The organism is Oceanobacillus sp. FSL W7-1281 (assembly GCF_037969835.1).
Taxonomy (GTDB): domain Bacteria; phylum Bacillota; class Bacilli; order Bacillales; family Amphibacillaceae; genus Oceanobacillus; species Oceanobacillus oncorhynchi.
On sequence record NZ_CP150214.1, the window covers coordinates 1,656,946 to 1,677,457 of the forward strand.

The window sequence follows — 20,512 nt, forward strand, 5'->3', positions numbered from 1 at the left end:
AAGCGAAATAATTTAATATGATACAGAAATGTAAAATATATTCCGTTTTAAAGAAGATTGGAGAGGATGAATGATGACTAACTCTGCTGAAACGATTATGATTGTCGGAGCTGGTATAGCAGGAATACATGCAGCCGAAGCGCTGCGTAATGAGGAGTATGAAGGCCGAATTGTGTTAATTGACCGAGATACAGAGCTGCCGTATGACCGCCCGCCGCTTTCAAAGGAATTTATGCTGGGTGAATCCACAGAAACGGATATCGCTTTGCATACGCAAGAAAATCTTGAAGAGCTGCAAATCGATTTGAAGCTTGGTGTTGAAATCGTTTCGATTGATTCAGAGAAGCAAAGCGCCGTTTTATCAGATGGAGAAACAATAAACTGGGATAAGCTTTTATTAACGACAGGTTCCAGCTTAAGAAGGTTGCCGATACAAGGATCTGATCTGGAAGGTGTTCACTATTTGAAGACATTGTCTGATGCAAAAGCAATAAGGGGGAAATTGGATGATATTCAACAGATTGCTATTGTTGGAGCAGGTTTTATTGGAGCAGAGCTTGCATCTTCATTCAAAAAGCTGGGTAAAGAAGTAACTTTGTTGGAGCGTGCACCACTCCCTTTAGCTCACATTCTAGGTGACGAAATGGGAGAATACTTCCTTCAAATGCATCAATCTGAAGGTGTAGAAGCTATTATGGAAGATACCGTTGTACAATTCAATGGAGAGACACAGGTTGAAGAAGTTTTGACAGAGAAAGGGAAATCGATTCCTTGCCAGGCAGTTATTGTAGGTGTCGGAGTTATCCCAAATACAGCATTGCTTGATAAAGAATTACAGATTGACCGTGGTTATATTGTTAATGAATTTGGTGAAACGTCATTACCAAATGTATATGCTGCCGGGGATTGCGCGATGTGGCCATTTTTAGGAAATAACATTCACATAGAACATTGGGATCATGCAATCAATCATGGTAAATGTGTTGCGAAAAATATGCTGGGAGGAGAGCAAACCTCTTATTCTACCGTTCCATATTTTTGGTCCGATCAATACGATTACCGGTTACAATATTTTGGACATACGAAAAATTGGGAAACGACAGTGTTACGGGGAAATGTAGAAGATAAGGAATTTAGCTATTTTTATCTAAATAAAAGTAATGTAATCGAGGCGGCTTTACTCGTAAATCAACCCAAAAATGCTTTGGCGGTGCGCAGATTAATTAACCAGCAGAAGCCTGTAGTTCCAGAGCTATTACCTAATACGGATATAAAACTGAAAGAGTGTATGTATGTAGAGGTGGATTAGGGTTATCCTTCTTCATAAAGTCGAAAATAAAAAGCAGCTCTGAGGAATAATAAATTCCAAAAAACAACTTCCTAAAGTGTAGAAAATATGGAACAATATTATTTATATTATTCCTCAGAATTGAAAAGAAATACGTTGGATGAAATTTTGTCATCCAAGTATTTAGAATATTTTTTAATTTAGATTAATACTAGCTGGTACAGTGAAATGTTTTAAAAGGAGAGAAACGATGAATACAATACCAAAAAAAATGCGTGGAGTATATTTAACAGGGAATGGCGGGTTTGAAAAGTTAGAATACCGTACAGATATTGATGTACCAACTCCAAAAGCAGGAGAAGTACTGGTGAAAATTGGCGGAGCAGCTGTAAACAATACAGATGTGAACACACGTATAGGGTGGTATTCAAAAAGTGTAAAATCAGAAACGAATGAAGGAGGAGCATCAGGATTCAAGGAAGAAGTGACAGATGATGGTTCATGGCTCGGGAAGGCGATGGAGTTCCCGAGGATTCAGGGGGCAGATGGCTGCGGCACTATAGTCGCTGTCGGAGAAGGTGTCAGTCAAGACAGACTTGGCGAAAGAATATTAATACGTTCCGTGCAACAAAGAGAAACAAGTGAAAATGGGTTAGAATCAATTACATTTGGTTCAGAATGTGATGGAGCTTTTGCCGAATATGCAACTGTATTGTCAGAAGAAGCTTTTGTAATCAACTCCAGTTTATCTGATAAGGAACTTGCCACTTTTCCTTGTTCATATGGAACCGCTGAAAACCTTATTTCCAGAGTGGGAGTCAAAAAAGATGATGTCGTTCTGGTAACTGGTGCTTCAGGGGGAGTTGGCGCTGCGCTCGTACAGTTAGCGAAAGTAAGAGGTGCAAAGGTTATTGCTGTTTGCGGCAGTGATAAAGTAGAAAGAGTTAAAAGCTACGGTGCTGATGAAATTATCTATCGAGGGGACAGCTACGTTGAAAAAATTGGAAAAATGAAGGTGGATGTCGTTTTAGACGTAGCTGCCGGAAAGATGTGGCCCGAGCTTTTAGACGTTTTGAAGAAAGGTGGAAAATACGGCGTTATTGGAGCAATTGGCGGACCGCTTGTAGAGCTTGATGTTCGGGATCTTTATTTAAAAGATTTAAGTTTGTTTGGTAGTACCTATCAAACAAAAGAAGCTTTCCAGAATCTGATTCGTTATATTGAAGAAGGGAAAATCAAACCAGCCGTAGCAAAAGAATTTCCATTAAAAGATATTGTAGAAGCTCAAAAAGCTTTCTTATCTAAAACACTAGCTGGTAAATTTGTAATCGATGTTACTGCGGAATAGTTACACGCGATTAATAATTAAGAATGAAAAAGCTGTCTATAGGGGGGATTTCCTGTGAGAATTAAAAGATCGTTTGATGCGATAGAAGTGCATGCCGGGTTACCTAAGAGGGTTGTTACTTCAGGGATTCCGACAATTCCGGGAAAATCAGTATACGAGCAAGCGCTTTGGCTTGAAGAAAATGATGACCAGCTGAGAAAATTGATGCTTAGGGAGCCTAGAGGGTACCCGCCTATTTGTTGTAACCTTATTGTGCCTGCAAAGCATCCAGATGCAGATGTAGGATATATTATAATGGAACAGCTGGAATATCCTATGATGTCTGGCGGCAATACAATAAGTGTTGCAACAGCACTTTTGGAAACTGGTATGATACCAATGCAGGAGCCTGTCACAGAGTTTGCTCTTGAAGCACCTGCAGGAGTCATTCCCATTACAGCAGATTGTAAAGATGGTAAAGTAACGCAGGTTTATTTTGATAATGTGGCATCTTATGCGGTCCATATCGATGCAGAGATTGATGTTCCTACCCTTGGTAAAGTAAAAGTCGATGTGGCCTGGGGCGGAATGTACTATTGTATTATAGATAGCAGACAATTTGATTGGCTTGAACTTGTACCAGATCAAGGGAAAGAAATAACAAGAATTTCCGCTCTTTGTACACAAGCAGCAAAGGAGCAGCTTGAAGTCCCTGAACATCCGGATTATCCAGGTATTGGGATTACGATTTCCATAATGCACGGGCCAACAGATAATCCGAATGCAGATTCTAAAATTGTAAATACGATGTATACCGGTGAAATTGATTTTAATGACAAAAGTACATGGACTGGTGCTCTGGATAGATGTGCATGTGGAACCGGAACTTCTGCTCTAATAGCTGTTAAACACGCTAAGGGAGAATTAAAAGTAGGCGACAGGTGGAGAAATGAAGGGCTGATCGGTATTATTTTTGAAGGAAAGATTTCAGGAACTTCAAAAGTTGGGGAGATGGATGCTGTCCACATAAAAGTAGGGGGGCAAGCATGGATCTATGGATTTACAAAGTATATTTTAGATGAAACGGATCCATTCACAGAAGGATATACCGTAGGAGATTTATGGTGAATGTTCGGAATATTGGGAATGGTGTTTGGTTAATTAAATAATAACAGCCAGTTCATTTTGATCTGTTAGCTAAGAATAATAAATTCTGGTATTACTGGAGAGATAATAAAGGATGAATCAAAGGCCGGCATAAATAACCTCATATTTAAACTGAATTTAAAGAGAGAGGCGGAGGGGGGGATTACATGAAAGTTCTTGTAATAGGAGCAAATGGTCAAATTGGAAAGCATCTCGTAACCCAGTTGCAAAACAATAATGAGCATACGGTACGGGCAATGGTCCGGAAGGAAGAACAGCTGGGGGCATTGAAGCAAGCAGGAATAGAAGCGGTTGTGGGAGATTTGGAAGGAAGTGTGGATGAACTGGTCAAGGCGACTGAGGGCTGTGAAGCAGTTATTTTTACAGCTGGATCAGGAGCCCATACTGGACCGGATAAAACGATGTTAATTGATTTGGATGGAGCTATTAAATCAGTGGAAGCTGCTGAGAAAGCAAAGGTAAAACGATTTGTTATGGTTAGTGCCCTCCACAGAAATAAAAGGGAAAACTGGCCGGATAAACTTGCCCATTATTCAGTGGCAAAACATTATGCGGACAGGTTTCTTCAAGCGAGTGGTTTGAATTACACGATTCTCCGCCCGGGCGGTTTGTTAAATGAACCGGGTACAGGAAAAATTAAGGCAGCAGATTATGTAGTTAGAGATACAATTCCACGAGAAGACGTGGCACAGACTGCTATTGCAGCTTTAAATGAAGAAAAAACATATCATCGTGCATTTGACCTTGTTACAGGTGAGACAGAAATAAAAGAAGCGCTAAAAAATATCTAGATGCAGGGGTTACAATTATAACCCCTGCAAACGGTGTTGTGCCAGCCGAAATCAACCCGTATCCCGGTTATCAAGTGCCGCGATGTGAAGCAATTAAACGAGAAACAATGATTGCTGCTGGTGCTGTTGGACTGATCACAACTGGCATACAAGCGGAAGAAATATAGGATTTTTTCACAGATGGCTTGAGGGTAAAATCTTTTAATATTCATTTTATTTCAGGAAAGCAGAATGAAATAAGAAAGACCATGACTTCAAGTAGATTACCTAGCTAAATATATTCATTTATCTAGCTGTACTATAAAACGATAAATCAGAAAGTTAGGACTTTTTAAATTGGTTTAGGAGGATTATTATCAAACAACATATCGTTTTAAGAGTTTCAATAATCATTTCTTGCTGTTTAATTGTTCTGGGTCTCTTATTTAGAAATTGGTTAGAAAAAATGGCTCCAACGTTTTTAAGTTTTAACGTTAATTACTTTGGAGTTTTTTATTTATTCTCAGGCTTCATCGTTGTAGGAATATGCGCATATTTAGCTTTTTCGAAATTTGGAAATATTAAATTAGGAAAAGATACCGAGAAGCCTGAGTTCAGCACTGTTTCATGGATCTCAATGTTATTTGCAGCCGGTATGGCGATAGGTTTAGTATTTTGGGCAACTGCTGAACCAATTACTCACTATTTATATCCGCCGCAAGGGGAAGGCTCTACTGCAGAATCTGCAGATACTGCAATAAAATATACTTTCTTCCATTGGGGACTCCAGCCTTGGGGGTTATATGGGATTATTGGGCTGGGTATGGCTTACTTTCAATTTAGAAAGGGGTTGCCTGCTAGATTTAGTTCTATTTTTTATCCGCTTTTAAAAGAAAGAATATACGGTCCAATCGGAAACGCCATCGATATATTTGTAATCATCATCTCTGCTATCGGTTTAGCGAATTCGTTTGGATTAGGAGCCTTACAAATTTCTGAAGGGGCTAATATAGTATGGGGATTATCTAATACAACAGCTGTTTCCATAGTAATTATAATCATTGGTACCATATTATTTATGATGTCTGCAGTTACCGGACTGAAACGCGGCATCAAGTATCTCTCTAATTTTAATATGCTACTCGCTCTTCTCGTTACATTATTTATATTTGGTTTCGGACCGGCTAAACATATAATTGATGTGTTTATTACTGGTACTGGCGGTTATTTAAATGATTTTTTATCCATGAGCACCAGATTGGCTCCGTTTAATAGTGAAGAACAAAATTGGATTTCAAATTGGACCGTGTTTTACCTTGCATGGTGGCTGTCATGTGCGCCGTTTGTTGGGGCATTTATCGCAAGAGTATCCAGAGGACGAACAATTAAAGAGTTTGTGCTGGCAGTACTCGTTGTGCCTTCACTTATGTGTTTTGTATGGTTTTCTGTATTTGGAGGGACAGGTATTTACCTGATACATGAATTGGGGAATACGGTGTTAGGAGATATTGTTAGCTCAAATGTTACTACTGCGTTATTTGCATTTCTTGATTATTTTCCAATGAGTTCTTTCACAAGCATTCTAGTTATGCTGTTAAGCTTAGTCTTTTTTATCACACAAGCAGATTCTGGAGCGTTTGTGTTAGCTATGTTCAGTTCAGAGGGGAGCCTTAACCCGCCTAATAGAATAAAGCTGATCTGGGGAGGTGTTCTTTTTAGCTATGCAATTATTTTAGTTATAGCCGGAGGATTAGAGACTGCGAAATCAGTACTTATAGTCTTCACGTCGCCGCTTGCTTTATTAATTTTAATCATGTGTTACGCAATTTTAAAAGGTTTAATAAAAGATGAGACTGAAATAAAAAGTGAGTATGCAGAAGAGGGGAAGGAAGTTAGCTGACTTAAAAATAAAATGAAGGAACATTTAATTGTAAACGCTTACTATTTTAGAAGTGCTATTAAACTTGTCTTTGTTTACATTAAAAAAGTATTAGAAAGGACTGTCTATGTTTAAAAATAATGTAATTTTACGTATTTCTTTAATTATTTCTTTAATTTTTATAGTCTTTGGCGTTGTATTCAGGAATTGGCTAGAAAAAACTGCCCCAGCTTTTTTAAGTTTTAATGTAAATTATTTTGGTCCGGTTTACCTTGTAGCTACTTTACTAATTGTGATTACTTGCATTTATCTTATGTTCTCAAAATATGGTTCTATAAAATTAGGAAAGGATGCTGATAAACCTGAATTTAGTACTTTATCGTGGATATCCATGTTATTTGCTACGGGGATGGGAATCGGGTTGGTATTTTGGGCTACTGCTGAACCAATTATGCATTATTTGTCACCTCCGTTTGGTGCAAGCTCGACTGCTGAGTCAGCTGATCTTTCAATACAACATACATTTTTTCATTGGGGGCTGCATCCGTGGGCATTATACGGATTAATTGGTTTAGGGATGGCTTATTTTCAGTACAGAAAAGATCTGCCTGCTAGAATAAGTTCTATATTTTATCCTATTTTAGGCGATAGAATTTATGGTCCAATAGGTAAGTCAATCGATATTTATGTCATATTTGTCACAGTTATAGGACTTGCACAAGCATTTGGTTTAGGGGCAATCCAAATTTCTGAAGGTGCAAATTTTCTTTGGGGTTTTTCTAATACGATGGCTGTTTCTATATATATTATCATTTTTGGTACGGTGGTATTTATGGTATCCGCTATTTCAGGTGTCCATCGAGGAATAAAAAACCTTTCTAATTTTAATATGGTGTTAGCATTTAGCCTGATGCTGTTTATTTTTATTTTAGGTCCTACGAAACAGATAATCGATATTTTCATTAATGGTACAGGAGGGTATTTTAGTAATATATTGCAAATGAGTTTAAGATTGTCACCCTTTGACGGAGACCAGCAAAATTGGATTTCGAACTGGACAATATTTTATCTTGGATGGTGGTTGACCTGGGCTACGTTTGTTGGTGTATTTATCTCTAGAGTATCGAAAGGCAGAACAATCAGAGAGTTTGTTGTTGCAGTTTTATTCGTCCCTTCCATGTTATGTTTTATTTGGTTTTCAATTTTTGGAGGTGCAGGCATACATCTTATACACGATCTGGGTAACATGGCATTAGGAGATGCCGTCAATTCAAACGTTACCTCTGCACTATTTTCATTCCTTGAGTATTATCCGATGAGTTTTTTAATCAGCACTTTAATGATGATATTAAGTTTTATTTTCTTTATCACGTCAGCAGATTCGGGAACCTATGTACTGTCAATGTTTAGTTCTGAAGGAAACATTAATCCTGACAATAAGTTTAAGGTTATATGGGCAGTAATTATTTTTAGTATTTCCATCGTATTTATAATATCTGGGGGATTAGAAACTATAAAAACAATTGTAATCGTAGTATCCTCCCCGTTTATTATATTGATGTTATTTATGGTTTATACAGTTTTAAAAGCATTAAGAAGCGAATTTAAACATTCAGAAACAAAAGAGGATGTTAAATCGAAAACTGGCTAAAAGAGATAAAGTGCCGATTGTGTTTTCAACTAAATAGTAAGTAGCGGATTCTGATTCATTATTAAATGTAGAGATAAATTTATAAGCGTGTGTCTATGCAGAAATAAATGAAGATAGCCTATTTTATTAAAATTTCAATTAAGAAAGGCAGACAAGCAGCATTCGCAAAAAAAGCGTATGCTGCTTTGCTTTTTTTATAGAAAGGTTATTATAGGTAATTTTGTGTCATTTGTTTGTTCTTTCCCGACTATTCTTGATTCCAAATTGAAAAACCTTTATAGTAGTAACGTAGTTCTGCATAATTAATAAAGAGTAAGGGAGGGATTCCAAATGTCAAACAAAGAAATTCAAATGCAGCGCATGTGGCAATATTTCGTGGATGCTACAGTTGAAATTATTGAGCAAAAGGGCATTGAAAATGTTACTATACGAGAGATTGCTACGAAAGCAGGATATAATAGTGCCACTATCTATAATTATTTTCAGGAAGTTTCTCACCTCATCTTTTTTGCAGCACTGAAATATTTAAATAAATATATTGAAGGTCTTCCTGAATATATGGAAAAGGAAGAAAATCCTTTGGATAAATACTTATTGAGCTGGGAAAGCTTTTGTAAACATTCTTTTGAAGATCCGGAAATTTATTATGCTATCTTTTTAGCTGATCTGGGAGAAAATCCAGAAGAATTATTGAAATATTATTATAATGTCTACCAATCAGATTTATACGGAGAGGTTTCAGAAGATATAAAGACTATTATAACGGATTATAACCTTTCATCGAGAAGCCGAAATGAATTGTATAAGTCTGTTCAGGAAGGTATGTTATCTGAAGAAGCAGCTGCTATTATTAATGAGAGAACAGTGCTGGTATGGCAGGGGATGTTAATCACTGTATTGAATAACCGGCGTCATTTGAATGCAGATGAAGCAGCAGAGAAGACGATGGAACATATAAAAGGAATTGTAAACAACTATACCTTAGCCAAGTAGTGGATTCGTTCATTATTTAGATACCTTGTATTAATAGGATTTAAATAATGAACGATTTTTTTGATTTCAAATCCAGAGAATTCTTAAATGAATTCATCTTTATTTGCAACGAAAATCTCACTTCCTTATAATTATATTACATAAGTCAGATACAGACGCTTTATAATCATTGAGCTACCAGTAAGAATTATCCATTTAATATTATTTTTAGTATGTTCCATACAGTTATTTCTCTATTATGGAAATGAGAAATAACTAGAATAGAAGGATAAATAATTTACCTGGAGGGACGCTTATGCCTTTTAACATCATTCAAAGTGATATTACAAACGTCAATGCAGCTGCTATTGTAAATCCTGCTAACGCTACATTGCTTGGAGGAGGCGGGGCTGATGGAGCAATTCACCGGGCGGCAGGACCTGAACTGTATGAGGAATGCCGGACCCTTGGCGGCTGTGAAACAGGTCAAGCAAAAATAACAAAAGGCTATCAGCTGCCGGCTGAATATGTTATTCATACTGTCGGACCAGTTTGGCATGGCGGGCAAAAAAATGAAGAAAAGCTATTGGCCGACTGCTACAAGCATTCTCTTGCTTTAGCGAAGGAGTATCAAGTGGAAAGTATTGCTTTTCCGCTTATCTCTTCCGGCGTTTATGGATATCCAAAGGAACAAGCGTTTAATATTGCTGTTTCAGTCATTGATAACTTTCTATCAGAGAGTGAGATGTGTGTGTATCTTATTGCGTATGACGAAGAAACCTTTACCTTATTCCAAAAATGGTATGCATCCACTGGAAAATAATAATCATATAGAGTAATTCAGTCCCCTGGTGTAAGAAGGAAAAATCTAACACCAGGGGCGTTTGTATTTACTGAGGCGTTTTATCGTGAGGCTTTGAATATCACAATTATTTTATAGTAATTGTGATAAGATAATAAATAAATTATTTATTTAGATTTTTAGAAAAGTGGTGAAATGAATGGACGAAAATTTTAAGGATATTCATAAAGCAAAAAAACTGCTGGAAATAAATAAAATGCTGACAAAGTCATTAAAAATAGAAGAAATCCTAAAAAGTGTTATTATAGCAGCCACGGAGTTAATTGATGTGTCAGGGGTTTTTATTATCTATTTATATGATGAAAAAACGAAAACACTTAAATTTGCTGAAGGGCAGGATGTGGATAAGGAAGCTTTTGAAAAAATTGCATTCGCTCCCGGTGAATCGATTGCTGGCAGGGTATTTCAAGAAAAGAAGTCAAAACTATTCACTTCGGAGAAAGAAATTGACGACTATATGAAAAATATGACCGCCAGAAATTATCAATATTATTATAAAGGAATCAAAGAAAGAAAAATAAAAAGCACATTTGTTGTTCCGATTGTAAATAAGAACCGCTGCTATGGCATGGTTGTTGTCAATAATTTCAGCCGAAATAATATATTTACTAAAGAGGATATGCAGGTTATTGAAGCAGTTGCTGATCAAACGGCAATAGCAATAGATAATTCAAATGTTTATCAGGATTTAAAAGAGAAAAATAATTTACTTAGACAATCGTATGCTATTCATAATCAATTTTATGCATTAATTATTGAAGGGCGAGGAATTGAAAATGTCATTGCTTTATTAGAAAAAATTATTGAATCACCGGTTCAGTTTGATCGTGAGATAGAAGAACCATACAAAGAAAATATTTTTCCTATCGTAAGAGGAAATGAGAGACTGGGATTACTGAAATTTGAAAAAGCTTTTAATGATTTTTCTTATATGAGCAAAATTGCTATTGAACAGGCAAGCCTTCCCATTGCATTAGAATTGATTAAGAATAATGCGCTTTTTGAAAAAGAAATCCATTTCAGAGAAGAAGTATTTAATCAATTAATGGAAGGAATTTCAGATAGAGATTTGCAGCATGCTTTACAATATGTGAAATGGAAGAAAGATTGGAATGTGCAATGTATGATAATGGAAGGGAAGGATAAATCATTATGGCAGTTAGATAAATTAATAGAAAAGGAACGATTTATCCAATCAATAGAGCGAATTAGTCAGTCGCTGGGAATAGACAGTTTAATCTTTACGCGTACATTTCAGGTAATTGTTATTGTACCGGAACCTAAAAAGATTCGTTTACACGAGCTTATCAAACAAACACAAATGTATTGGAGCAACATGGAGATTATTTATGGTATTGGCAGAGAGACAAACATAAAAGACTTGTCTATTTCTTATCAGGAAGCAATCCGTTCCATTGGATATGCCAAACACCACCAGATGGAGATAGTTGAATATGCTATGCTGGGAGTTGAGCGGCTTCTATATGAAGTAGACGAGGATGTTTTGAAAATGTTTATGCATGATAAGCTGCAGCATTTATATTCACTGGATGAAAGCTTTATTGAAACACTTCAAGTATTTATCCATTTAAATAAAAATCATAAACAAACGGCTGAGCATTTGCATATACATGCCAATACACTTTACTATCGTTTACGAAAAATAGAGGAAGCATTAGACATCCAATTTGATGATGAGAAGGATTGGATTGATTTCGTGATAGCCTTTCGTCTATATGTGGCGAGCAACAAAAAAGATGGGTAATCTTTGTTGCTCGCCCTATTTCATTTTAAGCGCTTTCATTTTAAGATGAAATATATCAAGCATTCAAAGGAGGCTATTTAGAAATGAGCAATACGTATTTTAATTTTATAAATGGGGAATGGGTTCCATCAAAAACAAATGAAACATACGCAAGCATAAATCCTGCAAAAACAGATGAAATACTAGGCTTTTTCCAACAATCTAATGAGGAAGATGTCGAGTTAGCTATACAAACTTCTGAAAACGCTTTCTCAAACTGGTCGCGCACAGCAGCTCCGAAAAGAGGGGATGTCATTTTTAATTTGATTCAGCTTCTTGAAAGCAATAAGGAAGAATTGGCTGTCATTATTACAAAAGAAGTTGGCAAGTCACTCCGGGAGGCACATGGAGAAGTACGTAAAACGATTGAGGCGATGAAGCAATTTAGCGGAGAAGCAACCAGGCTGACAGGTGAAACCATACCTTCTCAGGATAATGATATCTTCGGCTACACTGTTCGGGAACCGCTTGGGGTGGTTGGTGTGATAGCTCCTTATAATTTTCCGTTAGGTATCGGGATTTGGAAAATTGCTCCAGCAATTATCGCAGGAAACACTGTAGTCTTTAAACCTGCAAGTAATACGTCGCTAATTAGTGTGAAAATCATGGAATTATTTGAAGAAGCTGGGGTACCTGCTGGAGTAATTAATATGGTGACGGGACCCGGCGGGGTGATTGGGAGCGCTATTGGAAATCATCCGAAAATCAAAGCTGTATCGTTTACAGGATCAACGGATGTAGGATTGGCACTTGGAAAAGCTGTAACAGCTCGCGGAGCAAAAATGCAGGCAGAAATGGGCGGAAAAAATCCTTCTATTATTCTTGAAGATGCCAATATGGATGAAACGGTTGAAAATCTGGTGATTAGCGGGTTTTTAGATAATGGACAGCGTTGTACAGGAACCAGCCGCGTGATTGTATTAAAGTCCATCGCAAAAGAATTAATTGAAAAACTCGTAAAACGGGCAGAAAAATTAGTTATTGCTGATGGATTTACAGAGAACGTAGACAATGGTCCGGTAATTGATGAAGGGCAGTTAAACACCTATTTACATTACGTTCACTCTGCTATAGATGAAGGAGCCACATTGGAATATGGAGGAAAGCGTTTGACAGACGACGGAAAGGACAAGGGATATTTTGTCTTGCCGACCATATTCAGTAATGTGACAAAGGAAATGACGATTAACCGGGAAGAAATTTTTGGTCCGGTAATAGGAATTACAGTAGTAGATACGTACGAGGAAGCAATTGAGCTGGCGAATGATAATGAATTTGGGCTTTCGTCAACAATATACACAAATGATATGAATAAAGCGTTTCATTTCATTCGTGAAATTGAATCAGGGGTTACACATGTGAACATCCCATCTAATTATTTTGAAAATCAATATCCTTTTGGCGGCAAAAAAGAATCCAGCATTGGTCCTCGTGAACAAGGGTCAACAGCATTGGATTTTTGGACAGAGTATAAAACTGTTTATATTAAAGCATAAAACGATAATAGATAGACGGCTCATATCCTGGAATGCACATCTATATTCTAATAAACCTGATGTTCCGTCTGTCTATTATTCAAATGAAGTCAACCAGGAAAGGGAGAGTTTCGTGAAAAATATAGGAATCGTCGGATGCGGATTAATGGGAGCTGGAATTGCTTCCAATTTATTAAAAAAAGATTATCATGTACATGTTTTTGATATTAATGATGAACTTGTACAGGCATTGACGGATAAAGGCGCCATTGGTGCTAAAAATATTAGAACATTAGCAAAATTGGTTGATGTTATGATTTTATCCCTGCCAGCCCCTTCAGTTATTCAGCGATTGATGACAGATCAAGAGCAGGGGGCATTTTTTGTAATGAAAAAAGGGGCTTATATCTTAGATATGAGCACAAATGATGTAGCAATCACAAGACAATTGCATGAAATCGCTAAAACATATGAAATCGAATATTTTGACTGTCCATTAAGCGGCGGTCCGGAAGGTGCTCATAACGGCACGCTGACGATTATGGCCGGGGGAAGCGAACAAGCTTTTCCAGAGGTATTACCTGTTTTAGAAGCGGTGGGGGAGAATATCGAATACGTAGGGGAAAGTGGTGCAGGTCAAATTGTGAAATTGTGTCATAACATGGTTGTTGGAGGAGTGATCACCTTGTTAAGTGAAGCGCTTATTACTGGTGAAAAGGCGGGTGTTTCCAAGGAGAAAATTGCTTCTGTTTTACAAAATGGATCTGCGCAAACACGTGTAATGGATGTTTTTGGGACAAATATGTTAAAAGATACATTCAATGATGTGAAATTTTCTTTAGCGAATATGATGAAAGATATGAATTTATACCGGGACCTTGCTGAAAGCCAGCAAATCCCGACGGTTTCCAGCCAGTCCGCCCATCAATTATTTCAACTCGCCAGCTTTAACGGGAAGAATCATAAAGATTCTACAGCTGTCTATGAAATGGTTAGGCAATTAAGAAAAGGAGAATTGCTGAATAATTAATAAAAAGGAGGGTTCCAAAATGAGTAAAAAATCCACTACAGTTATGGGGTTATGGAAGGATTGGCGTTTGCACGCTATCGTACTTGTCATTGTTTTGATAACAGAAGCAATTGGACAATTCAGTATCACGGTCGGCCCTGGAGTCATTTTACTTTTACCTATGCTATATGCCTTAATTATCGGGCTGATTTTATTTTTTACTCCATTGGTTAAAGAAGAGCAATCAAAAAATGCAGAGCCTATTATTGTGCTCGGAGTTGCTTTATTATTGGCAAAAATCGGAGTAATCATTGGTCCATCTTTGCCGGAAGTAATTGCAGCTGGCCCGGCATTACTCCTGCAAGAATTAGGAAATCTAGGGACAATATTATTTGCGCTTCCTGTGGCCATTTGGCTGGGGATGAAACGGGAAGCTGTTGGAATGACTCATTCGATTGGACGGGAACCAAACGTTGGATTGATTATGGACAAGTTTGGTATTAACTCTCCAGAAGGCCGCGGTGTTATGGCGATGTATATTTTTGGAACCGTATTTGGAGCCGTATTCTTGGGGCTGATTTCCGGTCTGCTTGCGACGATTACTCCACTTAGTCCGCTTTCTTTTGCCATGGCATCCGGTGTGGGAAGCGGCAGCATGATGGCAGCAGCCAGCGGTTCGCTTATAGCTGCATTTCCAGATTTAGAAACTCAAATTGTCGCATTCGCTGGAGCAAGTAATTTATTATCGCTTTCAACTGGACTATGGGTCAGCCTGTTTATCGGTTTGCCGCTGACAGAAAAAATATACCGTGTGATGACTCGAAATAGATCGTCTAAATGATGAGGGGGCTTAATGATGTTATTAAAAAACATACAAGAATGGACATTATTATTAGTTATTTTTGGGTTTACGGCCCTTATAGGAAATTGGGCAGGCTATGAAATTATGCCATTAGCAGCGCTTCCTGGGATGATCACACTCATACTGATTTGTTTAGCTGGATTTATTTTAAGAGAACTTATCCCGGTTAATTTTCCGAGTATTGCTTATATTTCACTGATAGGCGTCCTGGTATCTATGCCATGGATGCCCGGTTCGGAGAAAATTGTTGAATGGACGAGTCAGGTCGAGCTTCTCGCACTTGCAACGCCTATATTAGCTTATGCCGGTATTGCCATCGGCCGTTCGTGGACAGATTTTGTGAAATTAGGATGGAAAACGATTGTTGTGGCAAGCTTAGTCATGTTAGGAACATTTATAGGTTCGGCATTGATTGCAGAAATTATATTACGATTCCAAGGAATTATTTAAATGATAAGTAGCGCTGTTCTTAAAGAATACGGTCTTAATGAATACAGCGAGTTATGTATAAATCGTGTACGGCATAAATAATCTTTTTAAATAACTCAACATTCACACCTAACAATAAGCATATATATTGCTATTCCAAGATGAACACGTTCCCCATTATCATACTTCCTTTGATTGCGTAAAGCTGTATAAATTTAAAGAGATAAGGAAGGAATTATTTTTTGTTTTCGTGTAGGCTATGATTATAAGCATTTTCTGACAGAGGGGAGTCTGCTATGAGGGAAGCAATTATGTTGATTGTCGATTTAATTAATGATATGCATGATGTGATTGCCAATACATTTGGTTCGAATATGACAGATAAAGAATTGCATTTCTGGATTTTTGGCATCCTGGGAATCGTAACTTTCTTTTTTGTCTATGTTGTTTTTAAAATTCTATCTAAAATAAAGTGGAGTATTGCCATTTTGGCTTTTCTCTACACCTTTACCGTAATGGTTGTCCTTGTATTTGCTGTGGAGATTCAGCAGGCCTATACACAACGCGGAAATATGGAATTCGCTGATGCCGTCATGGGCTTATGGGGCTTTATTGTCTTTTTTGCTGTTTATGCAGTGATTGGTATCATTGGTTATTTTATATATAAAGCGTTCAAGAAATAAGCAGAGCACCTTGTTAAGTCAGGCAGATAACAAGGTGCTTTTTCTATGACTTTCTTTGCGTTATTTCGATTGAAAAAGATTTGCTTTCATTGGAAATTAGGACTATATCCATGTATGTTAATGAAAAAGGGGGAGCTTCGGTATGATAGATTTAAGTCATAAACCTTGGCTGAAAGGTGAAAAAGTTACGCTTCGGCCGTTTAAGGAAGAAGATTTTCCTCATATAAAAGCATGCCTGACGGATGAGGAAGTTTTAAAATTAACCGGAAGCGATATGGATTTTGATTTTGAAGAAGAAGAAGAAAATATTCTTGGCTGGTACCGTTCAAGGCATATTCAAACGGACCGTCTGGACCTTGCTATTATTGATCCATTCCCAGACATTTTGGTGGGCGAAGCAGTAATCAATTTATACGACGAATCCACGCATAGTATGAATTTCAGAATACTTATTGGTCCACAGGGGAGAAATCGCGGCTTAGGAACAGAGGCGACACGGCTTCTTATCGATTATGTGTTTAAAAACACGACACTTCATTATCTGACGCTGGACGTTTTGGAATTTAATCCAAGGGCGAGGCATGTTTATGAAAAAATTGGTTTTGTGAAAGTCGGCATCAATGAAAACGAGCTGGAAATTGAAGGGGAATGGATCGATTCTATGCAAATGAAATTAACGAGGGAAATGTGGTTAAGCGAAGAAAAAACATAGCAGAATGCCTGCCATCAAATTATTTGTTTTAAGTGGAGAGTGTTATAATCTAGCTTAACAGAACAATTTTCAAAAAGAGGTGACAGGATAATGACAATCGTAAAGGGGAAACCGATGGAGCAATGGATCAGAGAATTTCCGGATCTGGGCCCCATCTTAAATTACACCCCGTTTTATTGGAGTAATCCAAATGTGAAGGATAATAAGGAAGCATTGCAAGACCAGCCGCTTCAATTAGAAGATATGAAAGATGCAGAGGAACGCTTAAAACGATTTGCGCCTTTTATAGCAAAGGCCTATCCTGAAACGGAAAAGGATGGGGGAATTATTGAATCCCCGCTGATAGAAGGGGAGCAAATCAAGGCCAGAATCGAAACGATTACAGGTCAAAAAATTCCTGGTGCATTTTACATAAAGCTGGATAGTCATTTACCAATTTCCGGTTCGATTAAAGCAAGAGGCGGTATTTATGAAGTGCTCAAATATGCAGAAACCCTGTTACAGGAGCATCATTTGTTATCTGAAACAGATGACTATAGTAAAATGACGGAAGCAACGTATCGGGAATTTTTCTCGCAGTATACGATTCTTGTAGGCTCCACAGGTAATTTGGGTCTGAGTATCGGCGTCATCAGTGCCAAGCTTGGTTTTCAAGTCATTGTCCATATGTCTGCAGATGCAAAGCAATGGAAAAAGGATTTGTTAAGATCGCGCGGAGTTCAGGTTATGGAGCATCCATATGATTATAGCAAGGCAGTGGAAGAGGGAAGAAAAGAAGCTGAAAATGATCCGAAAAGCTATTTTATCGATGATGAAAATTCTAAGGATTTATTTTTAGGATATACGGTGGCAGCTATTCGTTTGAAAAAGCAATTCGAAGAACAGGAAATTCAAGTGAGCCCGGAGAAGCCGCTCCATGTTTACTTGCCTTGCGGTGTCGGCGGAGGCCCGGGTGGTGTTGCGTTTGGTTTGAAGGTTATCTTTGGTGACGCTGTAAAATGTTATTTTGCAGAACCGACCCATTCCCCTTGTATGCTGGTCGGAATGATGACAGGACTGCATAATGAGATTTCCGTCAATGACTTTGGATTAGATAATCAAACAGCCGCAGATGGGCTAGCTGTCGGCAGACCCTCTGGTTTTGTCGGAAAAGTCATGGAGCCGCTGTTAGAAGGAATTTATACGGTGAGTGATGAGCAAATGTTTCGTCTAATTGCAGAAATGGCTGATGCAGAGGGCATTCATTTGGAACCTTCAGCTGTAACCGGATTGATGGGACCTTCCTATGTCGTTCAAAATGATTCGAAAGTGACCGATGGAGATACGCATTTAATCTGGGCTACCGGCGGGAGCATGGTGCCAGATGACATTCAGGAAGCGGAATATCAAAAGGGGCTGGAATATAAAAACAATCCTGATATAAGGTGATTATTGAACGAATAGAAAAAACGCAAATCAGACGCGCCAGCTGATTTGCGTTTTTTCTACATGGAGAAAGCCTTCTTTAGGCATGTTTATTTTTCAATAACCTGGCATTGAACGCTACAATAATCGTACTGAGTGACATTAATACTGCGCCAACGGCAGGATTTAGGACAATGCCCCAAGGGGCTAGTATTCCTGCCGCTAATGGAATGGCAATAATATTATAGCCTGCTGCCCACCAAAGGTTTTGAATCATTTTGCGATAGGTTAAGCGGGAAAGCTCTATAATGGAAACAACATCGACCGGGTCACTATTTACTAAGACAACATCAGCTGTTTCCATCGCGACATCTGTCCCGGCTCCGACTGCTACGCCTAAATCAGCAGTGGCTAAAGCAGGGGAGTCATTGATGCCATCACCGGTCATCGCTGTTCTTTTTTTATTTGCCTGCAGCTGTTTGATTTGATCGGCTTTTTGGTCTGGGAGCACCTCAGCGATAACGTGGTCAATGCCGATTTCTTTGGCCACGCCGGTCGCTACGGTCTGATTATCACCAGTCAGCATCTGTGCTTCAATGCCAAGCTCATGTAAACGGCGTACAGCTTCTTTGGAGGAAGCTTTTACTTGGTCAGCAAGGGCAATCATTCCAATGAACTGTTCTTCCTCCAGAACAAAAATTACTGTTTTACCTGCATCAGCAAGCTGGTTAAAAGCTTCTTTATCATAAGGGATTCCGTTTTTATCCATATAACCGGGGCTTACTGCTAAAAGCCAGGAACCTTCCAATTTCGCTTTTACACCTGCGCCTGTTATGGAATCAAAGGCTTCTGGTGTGGTCAAGTTTATTTGCTGCTTCTTCGCAGATGCAACAATCCCTGCGGCAATCGGATGCTCTGACTGTGCTTCAATAGAAGCTGCTTTTTGCAGGAGCTCTTTTTCGGTTATATTGCTGCTGGGAATAATATCTGTTACAGCAAATTCCCCTTTGGTCAATGTGCCTGTCTTATCAAATACAACTGTATCGATTTTTCGTGCATCTTCAAAGCCTGCACGATTACGGATAAACAAACCGTTTTGAGCTGACAGATAAGTGGAACGGGCAACTACCAAAGGAATTGCCAGCCCTAAGGCGTGTGGACAGGAAATGACTAGAACTGTTACCATTCGTGTCATCGCTTCTTCCATTCCATAGCCAAGGGAAATCCAAATAACAAATGTAAGGATTCCGGCAGTTATAGCAACATAAAACAGTAATTTTGCTGCACGGTCGGAAAGCTTTTGCGTTTTTGACTTACTTTCCTGTGCTTCTTTAACAAGCTGAACCACCTGTGAAAGATAGCCTTCTTCACTTGTTTTAGAAACCTCAATTGTCAATGAACCAGATGTGTTAATCGAACCGCCGATTGCTTCATCTTTTACTTGTTTTTCAACAGGGACCGATTCGCCAGTCAGCATGGATTCATCCACAGAGGATTGTCCGTTAATAATGATACCATCCGCTGGTATTTTTTCGCCTGGTTTAATCAACACATGATTCCCTTTTTTTAGCTCTGAAACGGCTATGACTTCGGTGTTTCCTGCTTTATCTATTTTCGTTGCCTCCTGCGGCATCAGCTCTACTAAAGATTCCAAGGAGTCAGAGGCTTTGCTGACAGATTTCATTTCTACCCAATGCCCCAGCAGCATAATGGCAATCAGTGTTGCTAATTCCCAGAATAAATCATGGCCTTCCAAACCCAATACAGTAGCGGCGCTATAAACATAGGCTACAGTAATTGCAAATCCGATCAGCGTCATCATTCCAGGAGATTTTTGTTTTAATTCGTCCACAGCACCTGTTAAGAATGGCCAGCCGCCGTAGAAGAAAATAATAGATGCCAGAATCAGCTCCACCCAATGATCCCCAGCAAATGTTAGCGAATAATTAAAGAACGACTGAATCATATCCGAAAGCAGAATAATCGGCAGCGCCAGTACAAGCGAAATGTAAAACCGCTTTTTAAAATCTGCAATCATATGCTCATGATGATCGTGATGGGAATGAGTATGCTGCTCCTCTTGATGATGTTCATGGTCGGAATGATGCGCGTTGTGATGATTATGTTGTTCATGCATTTGTAATCCACTCCTTTCCTTCTAGTTTTATTATACCCCTGCAAGGTATTTATGAAACATGTAATTATTCAATCTGGAGAG

Annotated in this window: 17 protein-coding genes and 1 pseudogene; 17 read left to right on the forward strand and 1 reads right to left on the reverse strand. The window is 38.4% G+C overall.

The genetic code is table 11. The annotated features are described in order from the left end of the window. Positions 1-70: 70 nt before the first annotated feature. The 17 genes and pseudogenes from MKX55_RS08295 to MKX55_RS08375 all read left to right on the forward strand — a co-directional run bounded on the left by MKX55_RS08295 (position 71) and on the right by MKX55_RS08375 (position 18,318). The gene (locus tag MKX55_RS08295; protein ID WP_339237551.1) at positions 71-1,309 is read left to right on the forward strand and encodes an FAD-dependent oxidoreductase; all 1,239 of its coding nucleotides are present in this window, start codon (positions 71-73) and stop codon (positions 1,307-1,309) included. A 229-nt stretch (positions 1,310-1,538) separates the two neighbouring features. Further along, positions 1,539-2,636, forward strand: a complete 1,098-nt coding sequence (locus tag MKX55_RS08300; protein ID WP_339237554.1) for an alcohol dehydrogenase family protein — start codon at positions 1,539-1,541, stop codon at positions 2,634-2,636. Positions 2,637-2,690: 54 nt separating this feature from the next. Then, a complete protein-coding gene (locus MKX55_RS08305; protein WP_339237557.1) occupies positions 2,691-3,743 on the forward strand; it encodes a proline racemase family protein in 1,053 nt (350 codons plus the stop codon). Positions 3,744-3,928: 185 nt separating this feature from the next. Then, positions 3,929-4,573, forward strand: a complete 645-nt coding sequence (locus MKX55_RS08310; RefSeq protein ID WP_339237559.1) for an SDR family oxidoreductase — start codon at positions 3,929-3,931, stop codon at positions 4,571-4,573. Further along, positions 4,558-4,737 (forward strand): annotated as a pseudogene (locus tag MKX55_RS08315) (NADPH dehydrogenase); the annotation flags it as partial. The gene MKX55_RS08310 and the pseudogene MKX55_RS08315, both read left to right, overlap by 16 nt. A 203-nt stretch (positions 4,738-4,940) precedes the next feature. Next, positions 4,941-6,452, forward strand: a complete 1,512-nt coding sequence (locus MKX55_RS08320; RefSeq protein ID WP_339238467.1) for a BCCT family transporter — start codon at positions 4,941-4,943, stop codon at positions 6,450-6,452. Positions 6,453-6,558: 106 nt separating this feature from the next. Next, positions 6,559-8,082 (forward strand): BCCT family transporter, encoded by a 1,524-nt coding sequence (locus MKX55_RS08325; protein WP_339237561.1) that lies wholly within the window; start codon positions 6,559-6,561, stop codon positions 8,080-8,082. A 330-nt stretch (positions 8,083-8,412) separates the two neighbouring features. Then, on the forward strand, positions 8,413-9,075 hold the full coding sequence (locus tag MKX55_RS08330; protein ID WP_339237562.1) for a TetR/AcrR family transcriptional regulator: 663 nt from the start codon (positions 8,413-8,415) through the stop codon (positions 9,073-9,075). 295 nt (positions 9,076-9,370) lie between these two features. Continuing rightward, a complete protein-coding gene (locus MKX55_RS08335; RefSeq protein ID WP_339237565.1) occupies positions 9,371-9,877 on the forward strand; it encodes an O-acetyl-ADP-ribose deacetylase in 507 nt (168 codons plus the stop codon). 178 nt (positions 9,878-10,055) lie between these two features. After that, positions 10,056-11,681 (forward strand): helix-turn-helix domain-containing protein, encoded by a 1,626-nt coding sequence (locus tag MKX55_RS08340; RefSeq protein ID WP_339237567.1) that lies wholly within the window; start codon positions 10,056-10,058, stop codon positions 11,679-11,681. An 83-nt stretch (positions 11,682-11,764) separates the two neighbouring features. After that, positions 11,765-13,216, forward strand: a complete 1,452-nt coding sequence (locus MKX55_RS08345) for an aldehyde dehydrogenase family protein (RefSeq protein WP_339237568.1) — start codon at positions 11,765-11,767, stop codon at positions 13,214-13,216. Next, entirely contained in the window at positions 13,152-14,225 is a 1,074-nt protein-coding gene (locus MKX55_RS08350) for an NAD(P)-dependent oxidoreductase (RefSeq protein WP_339237570.1), read from the forward strand. The genes MKX55_RS08345 and MKX55_RS08350 overlap by 65 nt, the downstream gene beginning before the upstream one ends. 19 nt (positions 14,226-14,244) lie before the next feature. Further along, complete coding sequence (locus MKX55_RS08355) at positions 14,245-15,045, forward strand: DUF3100 domain-containing protein (protein WP_339184007.1); 801 nt, start codon at positions 14,245-14,247, stop codon at positions 15,043-15,045. Between the two features lie 12 nt (positions 15,046-15,057). Next, positions 15,058-15,516, forward strand: a complete 459-nt coding sequence (locus MKX55_RS08360) for a hypothetical protein (protein ID WP_339237573.1) — start codon at positions 15,058-15,060, stop codon at positions 15,514-15,516. A gap of 275 nt (positions 15,517-15,791) precedes the next feature. After that, positions 15,792-16,178 (forward strand): hypothetical protein, encoded by a 387-nt coding sequence (locus MKX55_RS08365; RefSeq protein WP_339184010.1) that lies wholly within the window; start codon positions 15,792-15,794, stop codon positions 16,176-16,178. Positions 16,179-16,320: 142 nt separating this feature from the next. Beyond that, complete coding sequence (locus MKX55_RS08370; protein WP_339237575.1) at positions 16,321-16,890, forward strand: GNAT family protein; 570 nt, start codon at positions 16,321-16,323, stop codon at positions 16,888-16,890. 114 nt (positions 16,891-17,004) lie between these two features. Further along, positions 17,005-18,318, forward strand: coding sequence for a D-serine ammonia-lyase (locus tag MKX55_RS08375; RefSeq protein ID WP_339238469.1), 1,314 nt, complete (start codon positions 17,005-17,007; stop codon positions 18,316-18,318). A gap of 76 nt (positions 18,319-18,394) precedes the next feature. On the opposite strand, the gene MKX55_RS08380 is transcribed toward MKX55_RS08375, so the two are convergent. Continuing rightward, positions 18,395-20,431, reverse strand: coding sequence for a copper-translocating P-type ATPase (locus tag MKX55_RS08380; protein ID WP_339237576.1), 2,037 nt, complete (start codon positions 20,429-20,431; stop codon positions 18,395-18,397). Positions 20,432-20,512 lie beyond the last annotated feature (81 nt).